18 protein-coding genes are annotated in these 22,323 nt (G+C 74.6%); 8 read left to right on the top strand and 10 right to left on the bottom strand.

What is annotated here, in order from left to right; genetic code table 11:
• Nucleotides 1-34: 34 nt before the first annotated feature.
• The 3 genes from lpqB to mtrA are packed head-to-tail and all read right to left on the bottom strand — an operon-like array spanning nucleotide 35 to nucleotide 4,065.
• Entirely contained in the window at nucleotides 35-1,762 is a 1,728-nt protein-coding gene (gene lpqB / locus K0V08_RS00920) for a lipoprotein LpqB (protein ID WP_079532373.1), read from the bottom strand.
• Nucleotides 1,746-3,380 carry an MtrAB system histidine kinase MtrB gene (gene mtrB / locus K0V08_RS00915; protein ID WP_012037736.1) on the bottom strand — a complete coding sequence of 545 codons (1,635 nt, stop codon included), beginning with the start codon at nucleotides 3,378-3,380 and terminating at the stop codon, nucleotides 1,746-1,748. Before mtrB ends, lpqB begins: the two co-directional genes overlap by 17 nt.
• 4 nt (nucleotides 3,381-3,384) lie before the next feature.
• A complete protein-coding gene (gene mtrA / locus K0V08_RS00910) occupies nucleotides 3,385-4,065 on the bottom strand; it encodes an MtrAB system response regulator MtrA (RefSeq protein WP_012037735.1) in 681 nt (226 codons plus the stop codon).
• A 111-nt stretch (nucleotides 4,066-4,176) separates the two neighbouring features.
• Between mtrA and K0V08_RS00905 the strand changes: the two genes are divergently transcribed.
• From K0V08_RS00905 to K0V08_RS00885, 5 genes are read left to right on the top strand one after another with little or no spacing between them, the layout of a single operon-like run.
• On the top strand, nucleotides 4,177-5,373 hold the full coding sequence (locus K0V08_RS00905) for a DUF7847 domain-containing protein (protein ID WP_079532370.1): 1,197 nt from the start codon (nucleotides 4,177-4,179) through the stop codon (nucleotides 5,371-5,373).
• Nucleotides 5,370-6,056, top strand: coding sequence for a DUF4129 domain-containing protein (locus tag K0V08_RS00900; protein ID WP_079532368.1), 687 nt, complete (start codon nucleotides 5,370-5,372; stop codon nucleotides 6,054-6,056). The genes K0V08_RS00905 and K0V08_RS00900 overlap by 4 nt, the downstream gene beginning before the upstream one ends.
• Nucleotides 6,053-7,306 carry a DUF4350 domain-containing protein gene (locus K0V08_RS00895; protein WP_079532365.1) on the top strand — a complete coding sequence of 418 codons (1,254 nt, stop codon included), beginning with the start codon at nucleotides 6,053-6,055 and terminating at the stop codon, nucleotides 7,304-7,306. The genes K0V08_RS00900 and K0V08_RS00895 overlap by 4 nt, the downstream gene beginning before the upstream one ends.
• A complete protein-coding gene (locus K0V08_RS00890) occupies nucleotides 7,303-8,256 on the top strand; it encodes an AAA family ATPase (protein WP_079532363.1) in 954 nt (317 codons plus the stop codon). The genes K0V08_RS00895 and K0V08_RS00890 overlap by 4 nt, the downstream gene beginning before the upstream one ends.
• Before the next feature lie 14 nt (nucleotides 8,257-8,270).
• Nucleotides 8,271-9,578 (top strand): DUF58 domain-containing protein, encoded by a 1,308-nt coding sequence (locus K0V08_RS00885; RefSeq protein ID WP_079532360.1) that lies wholly within the window; start codon nucleotides 8,271-8,273, stop codon nucleotides 9,576-9,578.
• Nucleotides 9,579-9,600: 22 nt separating this feature from the next.
• On the opposite strand, the gene K0V08_RS00880 is transcribed toward K0V08_RS00885, so the two are convergent.
• Nucleotides 9,601-10,242 (bottom strand): TetR/AcrR family transcriptional regulator, encoded by a 642-nt coding sequence (locus K0V08_RS00880; RefSeq protein ID WP_079532357.1) that lies wholly within the window; start codon nucleotides 10,240-10,242, stop codon nucleotides 9,601-9,603.
• 216 nt (nucleotides 10,243-10,458) lie between these two features.
• Between K0V08_RS00880 and K0V08_RS00875 the strand changes: the two genes are divergently transcribed.
• A complete protein-coding gene (locus K0V08_RS00875; protein ID WP_228511094.1) occupies nucleotides 10,459-11,634 on the top strand; it encodes an MFS transporter in 1,176 nt (391 codons plus the stop codon).
• 53 nt (nucleotides 11,635-11,687) lie between these two features.
• Nucleotides 11,688-14,174, top strand: a complete 2,487-nt coding sequence (locus tag K0V08_RS00870; protein WP_079532352.1) for a beta-glucosidase family protein — start codon at nucleotides 11,688-11,690, stop codon at nucleotides 14,172-14,174.
• A gap of 53 nt (nucleotides 14,175-14,227) precedes the next feature.
• On the opposite strand, the gene K0V08_RS00865 is transcribed toward K0V08_RS00870, so the two are convergent.
• A complete protein-coding gene (locus K0V08_RS00865; protein ID WP_012037726.1) occupies nucleotides 14,228-15,223 on the bottom strand; it encodes a stage II sporulation protein M in 996 nt (331 codons plus the stop codon).
• Nucleotides 15,224-15,239: 16 nt separating this feature from the next.
• On the opposite strand from K0V08_RS00865, the gene K0V08_RS00860 reads away from it, so the two are divergent.
• A complete protein-coding gene (locus tag K0V08_RS00860) occupies nucleotides 15,240-16,109 on the top strand; it encodes an RDD family protein (protein ID WP_079532349.1) in 870 nt (289 codons plus the stop codon).
• Nucleotides 16,110-16,204: 95 nt separating this feature from the next.
• Here K0V08_RS00860 and ahcY read toward each other — a convergent pair whose 3' ends face one another.
• The 5 genes from ahcY to K0V08_RS00835 form a co-directional block, all read right to left on the bottom strand.
• On the bottom strand, nucleotides 16,205-17,689 hold the full coding sequence (ahcY, locus tag K0V08_RS00855; RefSeq protein WP_079532346.1) for an adenosylhomocysteinase: 1,485 nt from the start codon (nucleotides 17,687-17,689) through the stop codon (nucleotides 16,205-16,207).
• A gap of 62 nt (nucleotides 17,690-17,751) precedes the next feature.
• Nucleotides 17,752-20,211 carry a heavy metal translocating P-type ATPase gene (locus K0V08_RS00850; RefSeq protein WP_079532344.1) on the bottom strand — a complete coding sequence of 820 codons (2,460 nt, stop codon included), beginning with the start codon at nucleotides 20,209-20,211 and terminating at the stop codon, nucleotides 17,752-17,754.
• Nucleotide 20,212: 1 nt separating this feature from the next.
• Nucleotides 20,213-20,428, bottom strand: coding sequence for a heavy-metal-associated domain-containing protein (locus K0V08_RS00845; protein ID WP_012037722.1), 216 nt, complete (start codon nucleotides 20,426-20,428; stop codon nucleotides 20,213-20,215).
• A gap of 43 nt (nucleotides 20,429-20,471) precedes the next feature.
• Nucleotides 20,472-20,753, bottom strand: coding sequence for a metal-sensitive transcriptional regulator (locus tag K0V08_RS00840; RefSeq protein ID WP_015489737.1), 282 nt, complete (start codon nucleotides 20,751-20,753; stop codon nucleotides 20,472-20,474).
• 140 nt (nucleotides 20,754-20,893) lie between these two features.
• Complete coding sequence (locus K0V08_RS00835) at nucleotides 20,894-22,321, bottom strand: phosphomannomutase/phosphoglucomutase (protein WP_012037720.1); 1,428 nt, start codon at nucleotides 22,319-22,321, stop codon at nucleotides 20,894-20,896.
• Nucleotides 22,322-22,323 lie beyond the last annotated feature (2 nt).

Below are 22,323 nucleotides of genomic sequence, written 5' to 3'. Positions count from 1 at the left end.
CGGGTGGGCGGGCGGGACGGATCGGTGGAGGGGGTCAGCGCTTCGTCGCGACGAAGGAGACGCCGGTGGCCGTCTGCTGCCACGTGCTGCCCCGCGGCGTGAGCAGGGCGCCCGCGCTCGTGAGGACCCGCAGCCCGCTCTCGTCGTTGGCGCCCGTGATGGAGACGCCGTCGGCCGCGGAGCCCATGTCCTTCGACGGACCGCCGACCTGGTGCAGCTCCACCTGGCGCTCGCCGTCGGGCGCGAGGGTCAGGGTCGCGACGTCGAGCTCGTCGACCCACGTGGCATCGAGCGGGGTGCCGGGCGACGCCAGCAGCTCGAGCGGAGTCGTCGTCAGGGAGATCGGGACGCCGCCGTCGCGCACGATCGACGCCACGAGCAGCTGCGGCCCGGCGCCCGTCTCGAGCTGCACGAGGACGCGCGCGCCGTCGCGCGCGACCTCGAGGGAGACGACGCGGCCGGTGGCGGTCCAGCTCACGGCGACAGGGTGGCCGACGCCGTCGGGGCCCCAAGCGACGAGCCCGCGCGGATCCGATGCCGGCGTGGACCAGACGTAGCCCTGCGCGTCGAGCGAGGGCGCGACGAGGCCGGGGCGCGTGTCGAGGAGGACCGCGTCGCGGTCGCCGTCGCCCACCGACCACACGCCGGACGCGTTCCGCACCGCCGCCTGCCGGCCGTCCGCGCTCAGCGTCGCCGCATCGGCGGCGAGGGCCGTCACGCGCGTGCCCAGGGTGCCGAGCGGGGCGACCTCTCCCCCGCCGAGGTAGCCGAACTGGCCCTGGGCGAGGACGAGCGGGCGCGACTCCGCCTGCGGGTCCTTGACCGGACCGCGTCCGCCGAGGTCCGCGACGGTGAGCGGCGTGCCGTCGACCAGCATCTGCACGTCGAGCACGGACGGGATGTTGGACAGGCTCTGCCGCAGCTGCAGCTTCATCCGCTGCTGGGTGATGCCGTCGGCGGCGCGCGCCTCCGTCGAGAGGTCGACCTGCGGGGTGCCGCCCGCGGTCGTGACGGCCGAGGACGCCAGCTGCGTGCCCTCGGGGAACGCCGTGACGACGGCGGGCTGGGACAGCCAGGGCGACGGGCCCTGGAGGAGCGACTTGACGATCCGCGTGCTCACGCTCTGGGACGCGCGCGTGACGAAGAACCGGAGGTCGGGCACGAGGAACGAGAACGTGGGGTCGAAGAAGTAGAGGGCGTGCGCGCTGAAGATCTCGCGGAAGTAGGTGGAGCGCAGGGCGATGCCGTCGGGCGCCTTCGCGATGCGCCACTCGCCGCGCTCCTGCACGAGCTGGAAGGACAGGCGCGTCTCCTGGTCGCTGCCGACCTCGCGGTAGTGGCCCTGCCCGTCGACCGTCGCGATGGTCGTGACGGAGTAGCTGTACGTGCCGTCGACCTCCTCCGAGGTGCTGGCCTGGCCCTCCCAGACGACGACGCTCGCGAAGGGATCCCAGCGCGACGCGAAGTCCGTGGAGAGGAACTGGCGCGCGACGCCGTACTGGTCGGCGGAGCTCGTGGCGGCGTCGACGAACCCGGCGATCACGTCGTCCGGGCCGTCGCCCGCCTGCGGGCCGTCCGGCTGGTAGCTGACGCCGGACTCGTCCGTGACGGTCGCGGGGTCGCCCTCGGAGACGGGTCCGCCCGACGGGATGGAGACGCAGCCGGAGAGGAGGACGGCGCACGCGGCGACCAGCGCGACGGCGGCCGCACGGGCGGAGCGGCGGGGCGCGCGGCGCGGGCGGGGATCAGGTGCTGGGGACACGGGCGTCCTCCTCGTCGGCGCGGTCGTCCGCGGGGTCGTCGGGCGGCAGCGCGACGGGCGAGCTGTCGAGGGGGACGTCGGGGCGCCGGGGCAGGGTCAGGCGGAAGCAGGATCCCTCGCCGGGCCGCGACCACAGCTGCAGCCAGCCGTGGTGCAGGTTCGTGTCCTCCAGGGAGATGGCGAGGCCGAGGCCGGTGCCGCCCGTGGTGCGCTGGCGCGACGGATCCGCGCGCCAGAAGCGGTCGAAGACGTGGCCCATCTCCTCGTGCGTCATGCCGACGCCGTAGTCGCGGACGGCGAGCGCGACGGCGTCCCGGTCGCTGTCGACCGTGATGACGATGGGCCGGCCCTCGCCGTGGTCGACGGCGTTGCCGACGAGGTTCGTGACGATGCGGCGAACGCGGCGTGCGTCCATCTCCGCGTCGAAGTAGCCGCCGGGGGCGACCAGCCGGAGCTCGGAGCCCTTCTGCGCGGCGAGGCCCTCGAACTCCTCGATGGAGTCCTCGACGAGCCGGACGAGGTTGGTCGGCTCGGTCACGAGGTCCACCGCGCCCGCGTCGAAGCGGCTGATCTCCAGCAGGTCGGCGAGCAGCGTCTCGAACCGCTCCACCTGCGTGTGCAGCAGCTCGGCGCTCCGGGCGGCCGGCGGGCTGAAGTCCTCGCGGAGGTCGTAGAGCACGCCGCCCGCGAGCCGGATCGTGGTGAGCGGCGTCCGCAGCTCGTGCGAGACGTCGGAGACGAAGCGCTGCTGCAGCTGCGAGAGGTCGGCGAGCTGCGTGATCTGCGACTGCAGCGAGTCCGCCATGCCGTTGAAGGAGCGCGCGAGCGTCGCGATCACGTCCTCGCCCTTCACCGGCAGGCGCTCCTCGAGCTGCCCGGCGGCGAGCTTCTGGCTCGTGTCGGCGGCGACGCGGATGGGCGCGACGACGAGCCGCACCACGAGCCACGCGATCGCCCCGATGAGCACGATGAGGAAGAGGAACGCCAGGAGGATCGTGCCCGCCACGAAGTCGAGGGTCTGCTGGATGTCGCCGAGGTCGTAGACGAGGTACAGCTCGTAGCGGCCGGCCGAGGGGATGTCGATGCTCGAGCCGACGACGATGCCGGGGCTCGTGGCGCCCTGGTCGCCCACCGGGATCGCCACGGACTGCCACTGCTGCGTGCCCGTGCCCTCGCCGACCGCGCGCCGGAGGTCGGCGCTCAGGAGGCTGTCGACGTAGTCGGCGGTGGACGCGTTCTGCAGCACGTTGCGCGCCTCCGTGCCGGGCGTGCGGCGGAAGGCGAAGTCGGAGAGGTTGATGGCGCTGCCGCGGAGCTCGTCGAACACCTGCGTGCGCAGCTGCTCGAGCTCGGTCTGGTCGGAGGCGTCCGAGGAGGTGAACTGCTCCTGCATCCGGCTGGTGGCGCTGTTGGACTGCTGGAGAACGGTGTCGAGCCGCTGGCGGAAGAGGTCGCTCGAGATGCTCTGCGTCATGAGCACGCCGATGAGGAGCACCGTGACGCCCGAGAGCGCGACCGTGATGAGGACGGTGCGGAACTGGAGGGACACCGACCAGATCCGGGTGAGGCGGCGCGGCCACGACCTCCAGTCGACGAGCCACACGGGCAGCGGGCGCATGGGGCTAGGCCGCGGCCCCCGCGCGATAGCCGACGCCGCGCACGGTCATGACGATGCGCGGGTTGTCCGGGTCGTCCTCGACCTTCGCGCGCAGGCGCTGCACGTGGACGTTGACGAGGCGCGTGTCCGCCTTGTACTGGTAGCCCCAGACCTGCTCGAGCAGCATCTCGCGCGTGAACACCTGCTGCGGCCGGCTGGCGAGCGCGTGCAGGAGGTCGAACTCGAGGGGCGTGAGGTTGATCCGCTCCTCGCCGCGGCGCACCTCGTGGCCCTCGACGTCGACCACGAGGTCGCCGACCTGGAGGAGCCCGGGCGACGCGGCGGCCGCGGGGCGCAGGCGCGTGCGGATGCGGGCGACGAGCTCCTTGGGGTTGAAGGGCTTGACGATGTAGTCGTCGGCGCCGGACTCGAGGCCCTTGACGACGTCGGCCGTGTCGGACTTCGCCGTGAGCATGATGATGGGGACGCCGGACTCGGCGCGGATGAGGTCGCACACCTGGATGCCGTCGAGGCCCGGGAGCATGAGGTCGAGGAGCACCAGGTCGGGCTTCGCGTCGTGGAACGCGGCGAGCGCCTGGCCGCCGTCCCCGCAGAAGGAGGGCTCGAAGCCCTCGGTGCGCAGGACGATGCCGATCATCTCGGCGAGCGCGGTGTCGTCGTCGACCACCAGGATCCGTGCTGTCATCTGAAGGTGTTCCCTGCCTCGTAGGCCCCCAGGGTAGCCGGTGGATCCAGCGGATCGGCCGGGCACCTCCGGCGCGGGACTTCGCGCGCGGCCTGTGGGAGGCTGGCGGGCGTGACCGATGACCAGAGCTGGCAGGCCCCTCAGACCCCCGGCTCACCCCCGGCGCCGCCGTCCGCACCCCCGCCCGGTGCCGGGTTCCCGCCGCCGCCCGGGTGGGGCGCCGCGCCCGGCTGGACCCCGCCGCCGAAGCCCGGCCTGCTACCGCTGCGGCCGATGGGCCTCGGCGCGATCCTCGCGGGCTCGTTCCAGACGCTGCGCCGGAACCCCGGCGCCACGGTCGGCAGCGCGCTGCTGATCCAGGGGCTCGTCAGCGTGGTGACCCTCGTGATCGTCGGCGGCGTGACCGCGTTCGTCGTCACGCGCGTCCTCTCGGCCCGCGAGGCGGACCAGGGGCCGCTCATCGCGGGCGGCGTGGCGGCCGTGGCGATCGCCGCCATCGTCACGATCGTGCTGTCGATCGTCGCGTCGGCGTTCCTCCAGGGCGTCGTCGCGAGCGAGGTGGCGCGCGGCACGCTCGGCGAGCGGCTGCGGATGCGCGCGCTGTGGCGGCTCGCCCGCCCGCGGATCGTGCCCCTCGTGCTGTGGAGCCTGTCCCTCACGGCCGCGTGGACGCTCGTCTTCGCGGTGCTCGCGGGCATCGTCGCGCTGCTGGTGCTCGCCGGGGGCGCCGGCATCGCCGCCGGGATCCTGGTGGGTGTCCTCGGCGTGATGGGCCTCGTGGTCGTCGCGGCCTGGGTCTCCACGCGCCTCGCCCTCGTGCCGAGCGCCATCGTGATCGAGCGGCTCCGGCCGCTGGCGGCGGCCCGTCGGTCGTGGTCGCTCACGATCGGCTCGTTCTGGCGCGTGCTCGGGATCCTGCTGCTGACCGCGGTGATCGTGTCCGCGGCCACGAACGTGGTGACGGTGCCGCTGACGCTGCTGACCTCCATCCTGCAGACGGTGCTCTTCCCGAACGGGGAGCTCGACTTCCAGACGTTCGACGCGTCCGTCGTCTTCTACATCGGCGCGCAGCTGCTCTCGCTCGTGGTGAGCGTGGTGGTGGGGAGCATCGGCGCGGTCGTCACGTCGGCGAACGCGGCCATCCTCTACATCGACCTGCGGATGCGGCGCGAGGGGCTCGACCTCGAGCTCGCGCGCTTCGCCGAGGAGCGCGCGGCCGGCGCGGAGTCGGCGACCGGGGCGGGCGCGCGGGACCCGTTCGCGGCGCCCGGGGCCGCTGCGACCGACGCCGGTCCGGGACGCGCGTGATCGGCTCCCCCCTCGTCGCCGCGGTCGCGCGTGCGGCCTCGGTGCCGCTGGATCCCGATGCAGACGACGCGCGCCGGCTGCTGCTCGACGAGCTCGCGAAGCCCGAGTACGAGGCGGCCCGGCCGAACGCCGTCGACCTCGCGGCGCAGGCCGTGGGCGACTGGATCGCCGGGCTCCTCGACGGGGCGGGCGGCGGTCTCGCCGACCTCGCGCCCGTGGTGATCGGGGCGCTCGTCCTCGCCGTCGTCGTGGTGGCGTTCCTCGTCTTCGGGGCTCCGCGCCGGGACCGCAGGCGGGCGGCCGCGCGCGGCGACGGGCTGTTCGGATCCGACGACCGGCGCTCGGCCGAGGAGCTGCGGCGCGCGGCCGAGGCGTCGAAGCGGGCGGGCGACCTCGCGGCGGCCGCGTCAGACCTGTTCCGGGCGATCGCGCGCGAGCAGGCCGAGCGCACGATCGTGGCCGTGGATCCGGGCACCACGGCCCGCGGGTTCGCCCGCCGCGCGGGGTCCGCGCACCCGGATCACGCGGCCCGCCTCGTCGTGGCCGCCGACGACTTCGACGCCGTCCGGTACCTCGGCCGACCGGGGACCGAGGAGATGCTCGACCGGCTCTCCGCGCTCGACCGCGACCTGCGCACGGCCGTGCCCGTGCTGCACGAGCCCGTGGGCGCGGGTCCCCGATGAGCGCGCCCGCGCGCGCGCCGGCCGCCGCCGCCGTCGCGACGACCGAGACCCAGACGCCCCGCCAGGCGCTCCGCCGGGGCGGGACGTGGATCGCGCTGGCCGCCCTCGCCCTCGTCGTCGCGCTGGCCTCGCTCGCGGTCTCCGGCGGAGCGCGTCAGGGCGACGCGCTCGCGCCCGACAACCCGGCGCCCGGCGGGACGCAGGCGCTCGCCCGCGCGCTCGAGGGCCAGGGCGTGGAGGTCACGCTCGCCTCGACGCTCGCCGAGGCCCGGGCCGCCGTCGGGGACGGCGACGACGCGACGCTCGTGCTCGGCGCGACCTCCGACCGCCTCGACGACGGACGGCTCGCCGAGGTCGGACGCCTCTCCACGCGGACTGTCCTGCTGGCGCCCGACTTCCGCACGCTGCAGGCCATCGCGCCCGACATCGCGGCCGGCGGCGCGGCCGAGTCCGGCGACCGGGACCTCGACTCCGCGTGCGCGCTGCCGGCCGCGCGGGCCGCGGGATCCGTGCCCGACGACGCGCCCGTGTTCCGGTACCTCGGCGACGACGCGTCGGATGCGGTCGCGTGCTTCCCCGACGACACCGGGGATGCGTTCGCGCTCCTCCAGGTGCCCGCGACGCTCGCGGCCGGCGGCACGGTGACCGCGCTCGGGGCGGATCCGATCCTCACGAACGACCGCATCGCCGAGCAGGGATCCGCCGCGCTCGCGCTAGGCGTGCTCGGCGAGCGGCCACGGCTCATCTGGTACACGCCGTCGCCCGACGACGCCGCGACCGACGCGCCGCCCACCCTCGGCGAGCTGACGCCCGGGTGGGTGACCCCGGCGATCCTGCTGCTGGGCGCCGCCGCGATCGCCGCCGCCGTGTGGCGCGGCCGCCGCTTCGGCCCGCTCGTGGTCGAGCGGCTGCCCGTCGTGGTGCGCGCCGACGAGACCGCGGAGGGCCGCGCCCGGCTCTACCAGCGGGCGGATGCGCGCGGCCACGCCCTCGACGCGCTGCGCGTCGGCACCGTCGACCGGATCGCCTCGACGCTCGCGCTCGGCCGCCTCGCCTCCGTCGACGACGTCGTCGCCGCGTCCGCCGCCGCGCTCCGCGAGGACCCGGCCGGGATCCGCGCCCTGCTCCTCGACGACGACCCCCGCACCGACCGCGAGCTCGTCGCCCTCGCCGGGCGCCTCGCCGACCTCGAGCGCCGGGTCGCCCGCGCCGCAGACCCCACCGACCCGACCAGGAGAATGGATCCATGACCGACGACCTCCGCACCAGCCTGCTCGCCGTCCGGACCGAGGTCGGGAAGGCCGTCGTCGGGCAGGACGGCGCCGTGACCGGCATGATCATCGCCCTCCTCGCCCGCGGCCACGTGCTCCTCGAGGGCGTGCCCGGCGTCGCGAAGACCCTCCTCGTCCGCGCGCTCAGCGAGGCCCTCCGCCTCGACACCGCGCGCGTGCAGTTCACGCCCGACCTCATGCCGGGCGACATCACCGGATCCCTCGTCTACGACTCCCGCGAGGGCGCGTTCTCGTTCCGGCGCGGGCCGGTGTTCACGAGCATCCTGCTGGCCGACGAGATCAACCGCACGCCGCCCAAGACGCAGTCCGCGCTGCTGGAGGCGATGGAGGAGCGGCAGGTCACCGTCGACGGCGAGAGCCATGCGCTGCCGGATCCCTTCCTCGTCGCGGCCACCCAGAACCCCGTCGAGTACGAGGGCACCTACACGCTGCCCGAGGCCCAGCTCGACCGCTTCCTGCTGAAGCTCGTGCTCGACCTGCCGGAGCGCGAGGCCGAGGTCGAGGTGCTGCGCCGGCACTCGACGGGCTTCGACCCGCGCGACCTCCGGGCCGCGGGCGTGCAGCCGGTGCTCGACGCCGACGGCCTCCGCCGGGCGCAGGCGGCCGTGCGGGAGGTGCGCGTGGGCGCCGACGTGCTCGCCTACATGGTCGACCTCGCGCGCGCCACCCGCCGCTCGCCGTCGGTGCAGCTCGGCGTGTCGCCGCGCGGATCCACGAGCCTCCTGGCCGCGAGCCGCGCGTGGGCGTGGCTGAGCGGCTTCGACGCCGTGACGCCCGACCACGTGCAGGAGATGGTGCTGCCCGTCCTCCGCCACCGCATCGCGCTGCGGCCCGAGGCGGAGCTCGAGGGCGTCTCCGTCGACGCCGTGCTCCGCGGCGTCATGGCGCAGGTGCAGGTGCCGATCTAGTGGCGCGCCGCTAGATGGCCCTCACCGGCCGCACGGTCGCGCTCCTCCTCCTGGGGATCGCGCCGCTCGTCGCGCTCGGCGACGGGTCGGACGCGGCCTACGCGCTCCTCGCGGGCTGGATCCTCCTGGTCGCCCTGCTCGTGGCGACCGACCTCGCCCTGGCCGCGAGCCCCCGGGCGGTCGCGCTCGAGCGGAGCCTGCCCGCCAGGATCCGCCTCGACGAGACCGGCGAGAGCGTGCTGCTCGTGACCAACCGCGGATCCCGGACGCTGCGCGGCGTGGTCCGCGACGCCTGGCAGCCGTCCGCGGGCGCGTCCTCCACGCGTGACCGGGTGCGGATCCCCGCCGGCGAGCGCCGCGCGATCCGCCTCTCCCTCACGCCCACGCGACGCGGCGAGCGCCGCACCGAGCGCGTGACGATCCGCTCGGCCGGCCCGCTCGGCCTCGCCGCGCGCCAGGCGACGCTCCTCTCCCCCGGTGCCGTCCGCGTGCTGCCGCCGTTCCGCTCGCGCCGCCACCTGCCCTCGCGCCTCGCCCGCATGCGCGAGCTCGACGGCCGCACGGCCCTCATGGTGCGCGGCCAGGGCACCGAGTTCGACAGCCTGCGCGACTACGTGCGCGGCGACGACGTGCGGTCGATCGACTGGCGCGCGACAGCCCGCCGGCAGGACGTGGTCGTGCGCACCTGGCGGCCCGAGCGCGACCGCCGCGTGGTGCTGGTGCTCGACACGGGGCGCACGGCCGCAGGCCGGATCAGCGACGAGACCCGGCTCGACACCGCGTTCGAGGCGTCGCTGCTGCTCGCGGCGCTCGCCACGCGCTCGGGCGACCGGGTGGACATGGTCGCGCACGACCGCCGCGTCCGCGCGCGCGTGCGGGCGGGCGCAGGCGGCGACGTGGTCTCGCGCATGGTCGACGCGCTCGCGCCCGTGGATCCCGAGCTGCTCGAGACGGACTGGACCGCCGTGCCCGCGCTCGTGCGCCGCATCGTGTCGCAGCGCTCGCTCGTGGTGCTGCTCACGGCCATCGACTCCCCCGGCAGCTCGCGGGCGCTGCTGCAGGTGCTGCCGCAGCTGACGCGGACGCAGCACGTGCTGGTGGCCGCGGTGGTGGATCCCGGGCTCGCCGAGCGCGCCGCCGACCGCTCGGGCCGCGCCGCCGTCTACCGCGCGGCCGCCGCCGAGCGCGCGCTGCTCGACGTGGCGCGCGTGGAGGCGGCGGTGCGGCGGCTCGGGGCGGACGTGGTCACGGGCGCGCCCGCCGACCTGCCGCCCGCGTTGGCCGACCGCTACATCCGGTTGAAGGCGACCGGGCGGCTCTGAGGCGGGCTGCCGGCCCCTGCGCTCACGCGGTAGCGGTCGCCGCGGCCGGATCCGCTGACGGCAGCGGGAGCACCCCGCCGCTGAGCGCGCGGATCACCCGCTCGAGCGCGTCGCGCATGTCGATCTCCGGCCGGTAGCTCCACTGCAGCTGGAGGCCGTCGCTGACGGCGACGGCGACGCGCGCGAAGGAGTCGGGGTCGAGGCCCGCGGGCAGCTCGACGCCGAGGGCGCGCACCTGCGCGGCGACGGATCCGACCACGCGGTCGTACCGGTCGGCGATGTAGGAGTGCGCCGGGTGCTCGGCGCCTGCGGCGTCGACGACGAGGCGCGAGTACAGCGCGACGAGTCCTGGCGTGTCGGCGTTGTGCGAGCTCGCGCGCAGGAGCATGCCGACCATGTCCGCGGGATCCCCGTCGGGCACCGCCTCGCGGTAGTCGGCAGCGGAGTGGGCGTCGCGCTCCTCGAGCACGGCGGCGATGAGCGCCTCGCGCGAGTCGAAGTAGTGCAGGACGCCGGCCTTGCTGATCCCGACGGCGTCGGCGATCTCCTGCAGCGACGACGCGGAGTAGCCGCGCTCGGCGATGAGGGCGAGAGCCGCCTCGAGTATCTCGCGGCGCCGGGCCGCTCCCTTGGCGTACCGGCGCGGCCCCTCGTCGACTGCCATGGCTCGACCCTAGCGATCCGCGAGGGCCCTAAATACCTACCGCAGGTCGGTTTCTCGTGCTACCGTCATGCCGATCCCGCCGACGAGGGCGGGCAGGAACCTGGAGGCACCGTGGCCGAGGCAGTCCGAGATCAGCACACCGAGGGCGCGTCGAGCGCCCCCAGCGGACGGGCGGACGGTGCACGCCCACCCGGGTCCCGCCGCGCCGAGATCGGGATGCCCATCGCGCTCCTCGGCCTATTCGTGGCGCTGCTGCCGCCGATCATCGTGTCGCTCGCGCTCAAGGTCGCCGAGGTCGCACCGGACGACACGGCCGGCACCCTCAGCCTGGTCCTCGGCCTCGGCGCGCTCGTCGCCCTCGTCGTGAACCCGCTCGCCGGTCGCCTCTCCGATCGCACGCCCGGCCGCTTCGGCATGCGCCGCCCGTGGATCATCGGCGGCGTCGTCCTCGGCTACGGCGCGCTCATCCTCCTCACGCAGGCCACGACCGTGCTCGCGCTCGTGGGCGCCTGGATGCTCGTGCAGGGCGCGTTCAACGCCGCCATCGCCGCGCTCATCGCCGTCATGGCCGACTCCGCCCGCCCGCGCAACCGCGGCCGGGTCGCGGCGGCCATCGGCGTCGCGCAGAACGGCTCGCTCGTGGTCGGCACCTTCATCGTGCAGCTGTTCACGACCACGACGCAGCAGGTGCTCGTGCCCGGCGCGATCGGCGTCGCCGTGGTCCTCGTCTTCGCGCTGGCCTTCCGCGACCGCGTGCTCACCGAGCGCCCGACCTCCCGCCTCAGCCTGAAGGAGCTGCTCGGATCCTTCGTGTTCGACCCGCGCCGCAACCCCGACTTCGGCTGGGCCTGGCTCATGCGCTTCCTGCTCACGGCCAGCGCCGTGACCGCCACGAACTACCTCGCCTTCTACCTCATCGACGACCTCGGGGTCGCGCAGGCCGACGTCGCGAACGCCGTCTTCGTCGCGACGCTCTTCAACGTGATCGGCGTCGTCTCCACCACGTTCGTGGCCGGCTGGCTGAGCGACCGGCTGGGCCGCCGCAAGGTCTTCGTGGCCGCCGCCGCGCTCGTCGCGGTGATCGGCCTCGTGATCCTCGCCCTCGCGCCCAGCCTCGCCGTCGTCTACGTCGCGCAGCTCGTCATCGGCGCGGGCATCGGCTCCTTCTACGCGGTCGACCTCGCGCTCATCACCGACGTGCTGCCGAGCGACGCCGACAACGGCAAGGACCTCGGCGTCGTCAACATCGCGCAGGCGCTGCCGCAGTCCCTCGTGCCGACGGCCGCGAGCGGCGTGGTGGGGATCGCCGGCTACCCCGGCCTCTTCCTCGCGGGCGCCGCCGCCGGCCTCCTCGGCGCGGTCGCCGCGTTCCGCGTGAAGGGCGTCCGATGACCGCGCAGCACGAGCAGGATCGACCAGACGCCGACGTCACCCGAGGAGCAGCCATGGACCCGCACGAGAAGACCCCGAACGACACCACCCCGCTCGACCCCGCCACCGCCCGCCTCGAGGAGCTGGCCGCGCGCCTCACCCTCGAGCAGAAGGTGCAGCTGATCACCGGCCGCGACTTCTGGACCACCTGGCCCGTGGAGGGCATCGGCCTCCGCCGCATGCTCGTCTCCGACGGCCCCAGCGGCGTGCGCGGCGAGGTCTGGGACGAGCGCTCCCCGTCGCTCAACCTGCCGTCGGCGTCCGCGCTGTCCTCCAGCTGGGACACCGGGATCGCCGCCCGCTACGGCCGCGCCTCCGCGGTCGAGGCGCGCCGCAAGGGCGTCGACGTCGTGCTCGGCCCGACCATCAACCTGCACCGCTCCCCCTACGGCGGGCGGCACTTCGAGGCGTTCAGCGAGGATCCGCTCCTCACCGCCGACCTCGCCGCCGCCTACGTGCGGGGCGTCCAGGAGAACGGCGTCGGCGCGACCCCCAAGCACTACGTCGCCAACGAGTACGAGACCGACCGCTTCACGGCCGACAGCGTCGTGTCCGAGCGGGCGCTGCGCGAGCTGTACCTCGCCGCGTTCGAGAAGGCCGTCGTCGAGTCGCGCGCGTGGCTCGTGATGAGCTCCTACAACTCGATCAACGGGGTCACGTCGACCGAGAACGACCTGCTCGAGACGCCGCTCAACTCGGAGTGGGGATTCGACGGCGTGGTCGTCAGCGACTGGACGGGCGTCCGCAGCGTCGACGCCGCGCGCGCCTCGCAGGACCTCGAGATGCCGGGCCCCGTCGGCGCGTGGGGCGACCCGCTCCTCGACGCCGTGCGCGACGGCCGCGTGCTCGAGTCCGACATCGACCGCAAGGTGATCCGCCTGCTGCGCCTCGCCGCCCGCGTCGGCGCGCTCGAGGGCTTCGACGCCGTCGCGCCCGAGCCCGTCCAGGTCGAGGACGGCGTCGCGTTCGCGCGCGCGGCCGCCGCGGCCGGCACCGTGCTCGTCCGCAACGAGGACGCGGCCCTGCCGCTCGACGCGTCCGCGCTCCGCAGCGTCGCCGTCATCGGGCACAACGCCGTGGAGGCGCGGACGCAGGGCGGCGGCAGCGCGACCGTCATCCCGGAGCACGTGGTCACGCCGCTGGACGGGATCCGCGCTGCCCTCGGCGACGGGGTAGACGTGCGGTACGCGCGCGGCGCGGTCGTGCAGAAGGGGATCCAGGAGCTGCCGCTCGCGGAGATCGTCAACCCCCGCACGGGCTCCCCTGGCGCCCTCGTGCGCTTCCTCGACGCCGACGGCGGCGAGATGTTCACGGAGGACCGCCGGGCGACGACGCTCATGTACTTCGGCGGCGACGCGCCCACGGGCACGGCGGCCGTCATCGAGATCACGACGCGCTGGACGCCGACGGAGACGGGCGAGGTGCTCGTCGGCTTCAGCGCCACCGGCCGCGGCCGCGTCTACGCCGACGGCGCGCTCCTGCGCGAGGACGGCGCCGCGCCCGTGGGCATGGACCTCGGCGCGAGCCTCCTCTCGCCGCCCTCGATCTCGGCGCCCGTCGCCGCGACCGCCGGGCAGCCGATGGACCTCACGGTCGAGTTCGAGCTGACCAGCGCGCCCGGCGGCCTCGCCGGGATCCTCGGGATCACGGTGGGCATCGAGGCAGACGAGTCCGAGCCCGAGCGACTGCTGGACGAGGCCGTCGAGGCCGCGACCGGCGCGGACGTCGCGATCGTCGTCGTCGGCACCAACGCCCAGGTCGAGTCGGAGGGCTTCGACCGCGACTCGCTCGCGCTCCCCGGCCACCAGGACGAGCTGGTGCGCCGCGTCGCCGCCGCGAACCCCCGCACGATCGTGGTCGTCAACTCCGGATCCCCCGTGCTCCTCCCCTGGCGCGAGGACGTGCAGGCGCTGCTCCTCGCCTGGTTCGGCGGCCAGGAGTTCGGCGGCGCCCTCGCCGACGTGCTGTTCGGCGCCGTCGAGCCGGGCGGCCGGCTCCCCACGACCTGGCCAGCGACCGAGGAGGACGTCCCCGTCCGCTCCGTCACGCCGGTCGACGGCAAGGTGATCTACGACGAGGGGATCCACGTCGGCTACCGCGCGTGGCTCCGTTCGGGCGCGACCCCGGCCTACGCGTTCGGGCACGGCCTCGGCTACACGACGCACGCGATCGACGACCTCCGAGTCGCCGATGGCGGCGCGGGCGGGATCACCGCGACCGTCACCGTGACCAACACGGGCGACCGCGCCGGCAAGCAGGTCGTGCAGGCCTATCTGTCGCGCGCGGGATCCGCCGTCGACCGGCCGGTGCGCTGGCTCGCGGGCTTCGCGTCCGTGGAGCTCGCGGCCGGCGCGTCCGCCGAGGTCGACGTCGCGATCGGCGCGCGGACCTTCGCGCACTGGGACGGCGGCTGGCAGCGCGAGCCCGGCGCGTTCCGCCTGCACGTCGGCACCTCCGTGACGGCGACGCCGCTGGAGGCCGAGGTCGACCCGGCGGCCTGACCGGCACCACCCGCACGACCCGCGAGGCGGGCGGTCGACGGATCCGGACGGGCTCAGCCCGCGACGATCCGCCGGCCGCCCGCCTCGAACTCGTCGAGGTCGCCCGTCGCGCCCGCGCGCACGGCCCGGCCGCCGACGACCACCATGTAGAAGAGGAACGCCGCGAGCGCGGCCGCCCCGATCGCGATCTTCAGCGGCACGGGCCAGGGCTGCGGCGTGACGAAGCCCTCGATGATCCCGGAGACGAGCAGCACGAGCACGAGCCCCATCGCCACCGTGATGAGCGCGCGCCCGTCCTCGGCGAGCGCCTGGCCGCGCGTGCGGGCGCCGGGCGCGATCCACGCCCACGAGATGCGCAGGCCCGCGGCGGCCGCGACGAAGATCGCCGTCAGCTCGAGCAGACCGTGCGGGAGGATGTAGGAGAAGAACGTGCCGCCCTCGCCGTAGGAGAACATCACCGCGGTCGTCGTCCCGAGGCCCTGCGCGTTCTGCAGGATCACGTACGGCACCCACAGCCCCGTGATCCCGAAGGCAACGCACTGCGCGGCGATCCACGCGTTGTTCGTCCAGACCTGGCCCGTGAACGACGCGGCCGGGTTCTCGCTGTAGTAGTCGATGAAGTCGTCCTCGACGTACTTGCGGAGGTCGGCGTCGCTGCCGAGGCTCGCGATCATCGAGGGGTCGCGGAGGATCCACGTGGCGTAGAGCGCGACGATCGCCACCGTGACGAGGGCGACCGCGAGCGTCAGCCAGCGGATCCGGTACAGGGCCGCCGGCAGGTCCACGGCGAAGAACGCGGGGATGCGCGACGCGACGTTCGTGCTCTGCCCGGTGAAGCGCATGCGCGCCCGCGAGAGCCCCACCGAGAGCCGGTCGCCCTGCGCGGTGGATCCGGCCGCCGCCTGGATCGCGGACAGCTCGGCCGCGCCCGCCTGGTACCGGTCGACGAGCTCGTCGGCGTCGGGTCCGGTGAGCCGGCGCCGGCCGGCGAGGCGGGCGAGCCGGTCCCAGTCGTCCCGGTGGGCGGCGGTGTAGGCGTCGAGGTCCATCTGCTTGACTATATGCATGGCGGCAGCCGACGCGCACGACCCGATGCTCTCGGACGGTCCCGACGCGCTCGTGGTCGGCGAGGCCGTCGCCCTCGACGTCCGTCCCGCGGGCTTCGTGCTGCGGGCCGCCGGGGCCGCCATCGACGTGATCGCGTCCCTGGTCGTCGGCCTCCTGCTCGTGCTCCTCATCGGCCGGCTCTCGGGCGCTGGCCTCCTCGACGACGCCTCCAGCGCCGCGTGCGCCATCGCCGCCGTCGTGCTCGCCATCGTCGTCCTGCCCGTGGTCGTCGAGGTCGCGTCGCGCGGCCGGTCGCTCGGGCGCTGGGCCGTCGGCGCGCGCATCGTGCGGGCGGACGGCGGCGGCATCGGGCTCCGGCACGCGGTGGCCCGGGCGCTCGTCGGGATCCTCGAGATCTACCTCACGCTCGGCGGCCTCGCCGCGCTGGTGGGCCTCCTGAGCCCACGCGCCCAGCGGCTCGGCGACCTCGTGGCCGGCACCCGCTCGCAGCACGAGCGCGTGCCCGCGTATCCCGCTCCCCTGCCGCCCGTGCCGCCGCACCTCGTCGCGTGGGCGTCCGAGGCGGACGTCGGCCGCCTGCCGGACGCGCTCGGCCGTCCCCTGGCGCGCTTCCTCACGCAGCGCGAGGCCATGACGCCGGCCTCCCGCGCGCGGCTCGCCGCGGAGCTCGCGAACGAGGCCGCGGTGCACGTGTCGCCGCTGCCCGCCGCGGATCCCGAATCGTTCGTCACTGCCGTAGGCGCCGTCCGCCGCGAGCGCGAGCACCGGGCTCTGATGCTGGAGCGCGACCGCATGGCGTCGCTCGAGCCGATCCTCGCGGGGCTGCCGCACGGGTTCCCGGCCCGCGGCGGATCCACGCCCGACTGACCCGGCGCGCGCGACGCCGCCGCCCGGCGCCCGCACGCGACGACGCCGCCCGCCCCTGCTGAGGGGACGGACGGCGCCGGCGTGAGCTGCGCGGATCAGTACCGGTAGTGGTCCACCTTGTAGGGCCCCTCGACCGGCACGCCGATGTAGGCGGCCTGCTCGGGACGGAGCTCCGTGAGCTCCACGCCGAGCGCGTCGAGGTGCAGGCGCGCCACCTTCTCGTCGAGGTGCTTCGGCAGCACGTACACGCCGATCGGGTACTGCTCGTTCCGCACCCACAGCTCGATCTGCGCGAGCACCTGGTTCGTGAACGAGTTGCTCATCACGAACGACGGGTGGCCGGTGGCGTTGCCCAGGTTCATCAGGCGGCCCTCGGAGAGCACGAGCACGCTGCGGCCCGACGGCAGGCGCCACTCGTGCACCTGCGGCTTGATCTCGACCTTCTCCACGCCCGGGAGACGCTCGAGGCCGGCCATGTCGATCTCGTTGTCGAAGTGGCCGACGTTGGCGATGACGCTCAAGTGCTTCATGCGCTGGATGTCGTCCACGCGCACGACGTCGACGTTGCCCGTGCCGGTGACGAGGATGTCGACCGTCTCGATGACGGACGAGAGCTTCGCGACCTGGTAGCCGTCCATCGCGGCCTGGAGCGCGCAGATCGGGTCGACCTCGGAGACGATGACGCGCGCGCCCTGTCCGCGCAGCGCCTCGGCCGCGCCCTTGCCCACGTCGCCGTAGCCGACGACGAACGCGACCTTGCCGCCGATGAGCACGTCGGTGGCGCGGTTCAGGCCGTCGGGCAGGGAGTGCCGGATGCCGTACTTGTTGTCGAACTTGCTCTTGGTGACCGAGTCGTTGACGTTGATCGCCGGGAACAGCAGCTCGCCGTCGCGCGCCAGCTCGTACAGGCGGTGGACGCCCGTGGTGGTCTCCTCGGTGACGCCCTGGATGTCGGCGGCGCGGCGGGTCCAGCGGTCCGAGGACGCGGCGAGGCTGCGGCGCAGCGTGTCGAGGATCACGCGGTACTCGTGGCTGGCGTCCTCGGGCGTCTCGGGCACGACCCCGGCGAGCTCGTACTCGCGGCCCTTGTGCACCAGGAGGGAGGCGTCGCCGCCGTCGTCGAGGATCATGTTCGGGCCCGTCCAGTCGGCGTCAGCGGCCTCGGCCTCGCCGGACCAGTCGAAGATCTGCTCGGTGCACCACCAGTACTCCTCGAGCGTCTCGCCCTTCCAGGCGAAGACGGGCACGCCCGCGGGCGCCTCCGGGGTGCCTGCGCCGACCGCGACGGCGGCCGCGGCCTCGTCCTGCGTGGAGAAGATGTTGCAGCTCGCCCAGCGCACCTGCGCGCCGAGGGCGGTGAGGGTCTCGATGAGCACTGCCGTCTGCACGGTCATGTGGATGGATCCGGCGATGCGCGCGCCCGCGAGCGGCTGCGACGCGCCGAACTCCTCGCGGAGGGCCATGAGGCCGGGCATCTCGTTCTCGGCGAGGCGGATCTGGTGGCGTCCGGACTCCGCGAGGGAGAGGTCGGCGACGCGGAAGGGCAGAGCGGTGGACGTGGCTTCCGGGAGCAGGGTCATGCCTCCAGTCTCGCATCCGACGCGTGACGCCCGGCCGTGGATGACGACCGGGCGCCCGCCCGCTACCGGAAGGACCGCAGGCGCAGGCTGTTCGTGACGACGAACACCGACGACAGCGCCATCGCGAGCCCGGCCACGAGCGGGTTGAGGAGGCCGGCCATCGCGACCGGGATCGCGGCCGCGTTGTACGCGAAGGCCCAGAACAGGTTGCCGCGGATCGTGCCGAGCGTGCGCCGCGCGAGCCGGACGGCGTCGGCGACGAGCACGAGGTCGCCGCGGACGATCGTGATGTCGCCCGCCTCGATGGCCGCGTCCGTGCCCGTGCCCATCGCGATCCCGAGGTCGGCCTGCGCGAGGGCGGCGGCGTCGTTCACTCCGTCGCCGACCATCGCGACGACGCGCCCCTCGGCCTGCAGGCGGCGCACCGCGTCGAGCTTGCCCTCGGGGAGGACGCCCGCGATCACCTCGTCGATGCCGACCTCGGCGGCGACGCGGTGCGCGGCGCCCGCGGTGTCGCCGGTCAGGAGCACGGGACGGAGGCCGAGGGCGCGGATGCGGCGGATGGCCTCGGCGCTCGTGGGCTTGACGGTGTCCGCGACCGCGAGGATCCCGCGGACGGCACCGTCCCACGCGACCGCGATCACGGTGGATCCTTCCGCCTCGGCCCCGCGCAACGCCTCGGCGAGCGACGCGTCCGGCTCGGCGGCCCACTGCTCCGCGAGCCACGACGGCCGGCCGACCGCGACCGCGCGGCCGTCCACCACGCCGTGGACGCCGAGTCCCGCGGTCGCGACGAAGCCCTTGACGGCGGGGACGGATCCGGCACCCGCCGCCTCGACGACGGCCCGCGCCACCGGGTGCTCCGACCGCGCCTCGAGGGCGGCGGCCACGCGAACGAGCTCATCGGCGTCGACGCCCGCCGCGGCCACGGCCCGCACGAGCGACATGACGCCGGTGGTGACGGTGCCGGTCTTGTCGAGCAGCACGGTGTCGATGCGCCGGGTCGACTCCAGGACCTCGGGGCCGGTGATGAGGATCCCGAGCTGGGCGCCGCGGCCCGTGCCCACGAGGAGCGCGGTCGGCGTCGCGAGTCCGAGGGCGCACGGGCATGCGATGATCAGGGTCGCCACGGCCGCGGTGAACGCGGCCTCGGGCGGGAAGCCGAGCAGCAGCCAGCCGACGAGCGTGCCGACGGCGAGCACGAGCACGACGGGCACGAAGACGGCCGAGACCCGGTCGGCGAGGCGCTGGATCCGCGCCTTCCCCGTCTGCGCCTCCTCCACGAGCGCGGCCATGCGGGCGAGACGGGTCTCCTCGCCCACGCGCGTGGCGCGCACGAGCAGGCGGCCTCCGGCGTTGAGGGTCGCGCCCGTGACGTCGTCGCCGGGGCCGACCTCGACGGGCAGCGACTCGCCCGTGAGGAGCGAGCGGTCGACCGCGCTGGATCCGTCGACGACCACGCCGTCGGTCGCGATCCGCTCGCCCGGCCGCACGACGAACTCCTCGCCGGCGCGCAGGTCGCGGATGGGGATGCGAGCCTCGACGCCGTCGCGCACGACCGCAACGTCCTTCGCGGCGAGGTCGAGGAGCGCGGCGAGGGCGGCGCCGGACGCGCGGGCGGCACGCGCCTCCAGGTAGCGGCCGCCGAGCAGGAAGACCGTGACGGCCGCGGCGACCTCGAGGTAGACGTCGCCGGATCCGCCGCCGGGCTCCGTGACGAGGCTCAAGGTCATGCGCATGCCCGGTCGGCCCGCGTCGCCGAGGAAGAGCGCGTAGAGCGACCAGAGGAACGCGGCGGCGACGCCGATGCTCACGAGCGTGTCCATGCCGACGCCGCCGTGGCGCGCGCTGACGGCCGCGGACCGGTGGAACGGCCACGCGCCCCAGACCGCGACGGGCGCGGCGAGCGCGAGCGACAGCCACTGCCAGTTCGGGAACTGGAGCGCGGGGACCATCGCCATGAGGAACACGGGGACGGTGAGCGCCGCGGAGACCACGAGCCGCTGCCGGAGCGCGAGCTCATCGGCGTCGGGGCGGCGGGCGGCGACGGCGTCGCGGGCGGGCGGATCCTCCGGGGCGGGCGCGGGTGCGGGATCCGGGGCGGCGGCGGGCGCGTCCGGGCGGACGGGGGGAGCCGCGACCGCGACGGGCGCGCGCTCCGCGGATGCGGATGCGGCGGCAGCAGCAGCAGCAGCGGATCCGGACACGCCGTCCGCCGGCGCGCTCCCCCACCCGGCCCGCTCGGACGCGCGGTACCCCGTGCGCTCGATGGTGCGGATGGCGTCCTCGACGCTCGTGCCCGTGGGCAGCTGCACGCGAGCCCGATGGGTGGCGTAGTTGACGGCGGCCTCGACCCCGGGCATCCGGCCGAGCTTCCGCTCGATGCGCATCGCGCACGACGCGCACGTCATGCCCTGCACGTCGAGGTCGACGCGCGTGAGCACCGGGCCGCCGTCGGACGCCGATGCGGGGGCGGCATCGGCGGCCGGAGCGGGCGCGGATCCGGATGCGGGGTCGGTCACGTCAGAGCCCCGCGACGTACCCGGCCTCGTCGACCGCGGCGCGCACGGCCTCGGGGTCGAGCGGCTGGTCGCTCTCCACGGTGACGGTGGATTCGCCGCCCACGACGAGGTCGACGGCCACGGACGCGACACCCGGCAGCTCGCCGACCTCCTCGGTGACGCTCGCGACGCAGTGCTCGCAGGTCATGCCGGTGACGGGGAAGGTCGTGGTGGTCATGGGGTCTCCTTCGTGTCGTGCGATGTGGATGGGCGCCGGCGGATCAGGACCGGACGAGCCGCGCGATGGCCGCGGAGGCCTCGCGGACCTTGTCGTCCGCGACCTGGCCGCCCTCGCGCGCCGCCTCCGCGAGGCAGTGGGCGAGGTGGTCGTCGAGCAGCTTCAGCGCGACGGTCTCCATGGCGCGGGTGACGGCCGAGACCTGCGTGAGCACGTCGATGCAGTACGTGTCGGACTCGACCATGCGCTCGATCCCGCGCACCTGCCCCTCCGCGCGCCGCAGCCGCTTGAGGATGTCGTCCTTGCCCTCGCTGTACCCGACCATGGCGGCCACCTCCCGTTCCGTCCATGGTACCCCCGAGGGGTATGGCTGCATACCCCCTGGGGGTGTGGATCGGGCGGGGCGGACACGACGACGCCGCGCCCCTCGGGAGGGACGCGGCGTCGTGGTGGTGCGGACGGGGATCAGGCCCCGCGGATCAGCCCCAGGAGCTCGTCGCGGAGGGCGGCCATCTTCGCCTCGGTCGACGCCTCGACGTTCAGGCGCAGGAGCGGCTCGGTGTTCGACGGGCGGACGCTGAACCACCAGAAGGATCCGTCGTCGCCGACCGGGCCGTCGACCGTGAGGCCGTCGAGCTCGTCGAACTCGCCGCGGCCGCGGAAGGCCTCGACGATGCGCTCGTAGGCGGCGGGCACGTCGTCGACCGTGCTGTTGATCTCGCCCGACAGCGCGTACGGCGTGTAGCGCGCGGAGAGGTCGGACATGAGGCCGTCGGTCTGGCCGAACTCCGCGAGCAGGTGCATCGCGGCGAGCATGCCGTTGTCGGCGCCCCAGAAGTCGCGGAAGTAGTAGTGCGCGGAGTGCTCGCCGCCGAAGACGGCGCCGGTGGCGGCCATCTGGTCCTTGATGAGCGAGTGGCCGACGCGCGTGCGGACCGCCGTGGCGCCCGCCGCCTCGATGGTCTCGGGGACGATGCGCGAGGTGATGAGGTTGTGCAGCACCGTGACGTCCTCGTCCGGCGACTGCGCCTTCACGCGCGAGATCTCGCGGAGCGCCACGATGGCGGCGACGGCGCTGGGCGTGACCGCCTGGCCCTTCTCGTCCACGACGAAGCAGCGGTCCGCGTCGCCGTCGAATGCGAGGCCGAGGTCGGCGCCGTGCTCGACGACCGCCTTCTGCAGGTCGACGAGGTTCGCCGGCTCGAGCGGGTTCGCCTCGTGGTTGGGGAAGGTGCCGTCGAGCTCGAAGTACAGCGGGATGATCTCGATGGGCAGCTCGGGCAGGCCGGCCGCGGTGCCGAGCACGGCCGGGACGGTCATGCCCCCCATGCCGTTGCCCGCGTCGACCACGACGCGCAGCGGGCGGATGCCGGACAGGTCGACGAGCTGGCGCAGGTAGCCCGCGTAGTCGGCGAGCACGTCGCGCTCGCGCACCTGGCCCGCGGGCTCCACCGCGGCGATGCCGTCGGCCAGGAATCCGATGGCGCGGTCGCGGATGGCGCCGAGGCCCGTGTCGAGGCTGATGCCCTGGGCGCCCGCGCGGGAGAACTTGAGGCCGTTGTAGGTGGCGGGGTTGTGGCTCGCGGTGAACATGACCGCGGGGGCGTCGAGGGATCCCGACGCGAAGTAGGTCTCGTCCGTGGAGCACAGCCCGATGAGGAGGACGTTCCCGCCGCGGGCCGTCGCGCCCCGGGCGAACGCCTGCGCGAAGGACGGCGAGGAGTCGCGCATGTCGTGCCCCACGACGATCTCGCCCCCTGCCGCGCCGAGCTCGTCGACGAAGCCCGCACCGAGGGCCGTCACCAGCTCCTCGGTGAGCTGGCTCCCGACGAGACCTCGCACGTCGTAGGTCTTCACGATGGCGGTCAGCGTCTCGGCGGGAGTCGTCGTCATGC

The organism is Clavibacter michiganensis, from assembly GCF_021216655.1.
GTDB classification, from domain to species: Bacteria; Actinomycetota; Actinomycetes; order Actinomycetales; family Microbacteriaceae; genus Clavibacter; species Clavibacter michiganensis.
Note: the sequence above shows the minus strand (reverse complement) of the source record. Positions and strands in the feature narration are given on the sequence as shown.